General features: G+C 59.3%; 2 protein-coding genes. Both read left to right on the forward strand.

The annotated features are described in order from the left end of the window. The first annotated feature begins 57 nt into the window (after positions 1-57). A complete protein-coding gene (locus tag F8N49_RS27575) occupies positions 58-456 on the forward strand; it encodes a MerR family DNA-binding transcriptional regulator (RefSeq protein WP_039763349.1) in 399 nt (132 codons plus the stop codon). Positions 457-601: 145 nt separating this feature from the next. Continuing rightward, positions 602-1,501 carry a hydroxymethylglutaryl-CoA lyase gene (locus tag F8N49_RS27580; protein ID WP_073471319.1) on the forward strand — a complete coding sequence of 300 codons (900 nt, stop codon included), beginning with the start codon at positions 602-604 and terminating at the stop codon, positions 1,499-1,501. Positions 1,502-1,739 lie beyond the last annotated feature (238 nt).

Consider the following 1,739-nt stretch of genomic DNA (forward strand, 5'->3'; position numbering starts at 1 on the left):
GACGTAAACGTAAACCACCGATTAGCTTAGCGCCATGCCCATTTTCCGAGCGCTTTCATGAGCAGTCAGACCTACAGCATTTCCGACCTCGCCCGCGAGCTGGACATCACCACCCGGGCGATCCGCTTTTATGAAGAGCAAGGCCTGCTCAGCCCCGAGCGTCGTGGCCAGGAACGTATCTATTCGCCGCGCGACAAGGTCACTCTGAAGCTGATCCTGCGCGGCAAGCGCATCGGTTTTTCCCTGGCCGAATGCCGCGAGTTGATCGAGCTCTACGACCCGTCCGGCGGTAACACCAAACAGCTCAACAGCATGCTGGCGAAAATCAGCGAACGCCGCGAACAGCTCGAACAGCAGTTGCTCGATATCGAACAGATGAAGCTTGAGCTGGACACAGCCGAAGAGCGCTGCGTGCAGGCGCTGGAGCAGACGCTCAAGAGCCAGCAGGCGGTCTAAAGATTCACCACTTCCCCTGTGGGAGCGAGCTTGCTCGCGAATACGGTCTGACATTCAGAATATCTGTCACTGACCCTACGCTTTCGCGAGCAGGCTCGCTCCCACAGGGTTCTTCGTGAACTCAAAAAACAGGCAGGTCCCACCCATGTCCCTCCCCTCCCAAGTACGCCTGATCGAAGTCGGCCCGCGCGATGGCCTGCAGAACGAAGCCCAACCGATCAGCGTCGCCGACAAAGTGCAACTGGTCGACGCCCTGAGCGCCGCAGGGCTCGGCTATATCGAAGTCGGCAGTTTCGTTTCGCCCAAGTGGGTGCCGCAAATGGCCGGATCCGCCGAAGTGTTCGCGCAGATCCAGCGCAAACCCGGCGTGACCTACGGCGCACTGGCGCCGAACTTGCGCGGCTTTGAAGACGCGCTCGCCGCCGGGGTCAAGGAAGTTGCAGTGTTCGCTGCGGCTTCCGAGGCGTTCTCGCAGCGCAACATCAATTGCTCGATCAGCGAGAGCCTGGCGCGGTTTACGCCGATCATGGAGGCGGCGAAACAACACGGCGTTACCGTGCGCGGTTACGTTTCCTGTGTGCTGGGCTGCCCGTATGAAGGCACGGTTGCGCCGGAGCAAGTGGCGATGGTCGCGCGCGAGCTGTACGCGATGGGCTGCTATGAAGTGTCGCTGGGCGACACCATCGGCACCGGCACGGCGGGCGCGACCCGACGCCTGTTCGAGGTGGTTTCGGCGCAGGTGCCACGGGACAGACTCGCCGGGCATTTCCACGACACCTACGGCCAGGCCATGGCCAATATATATGCCAGCCTGCTCGAAGGCATTGCGGTGTTCGACAGCTCTATCGCCGGCCTCGGCGGCTGCCCGTACGCCAAAGGCGCGAGCGGTAACGTTGCCACCGAAGACGTGGTGTACCTGCTCAATGGCCTGGGCATCGAGACCGGGATCGACCTGGAAGCCTTGATTGCTGCGGGCCAGCAGATCAGTGCAGTGCTCGGCCGCCCAAGCGGTTCGCGAGTGGCCAAGGCACGCAGCGCGCAGTGAGGTGTTACCGCTGCGTCAGTGCTGTGGGCAAAAGCGAGTAACACGGAAACAAATTTTCTGGCTTTGCCCGGGGGTGAAAAAGCCTGAAAAAGTTAAATTACTGATTTATAAGGCTTTTTAAAAGTTGGCACGACACCTGCTATCTCTATGGCATAACAAGAATAAAAAGCCGCAAACCAATAAAAACAAGACGAAACGACTCTGACATAACAAGAACAACACGGCAGAGACGCAGCTA

Source organism: Pseudomonas sp. GXM4 (genome assembly GCF_008923895.1).
GTDB classification, from domain to species: Bacteria; Pseudomonadota; Gammaproteobacteria; order Pseudomonadales; family Pseudomonadaceae; genus Aquipseudomonas; species Aquipseudomonas atacamensis.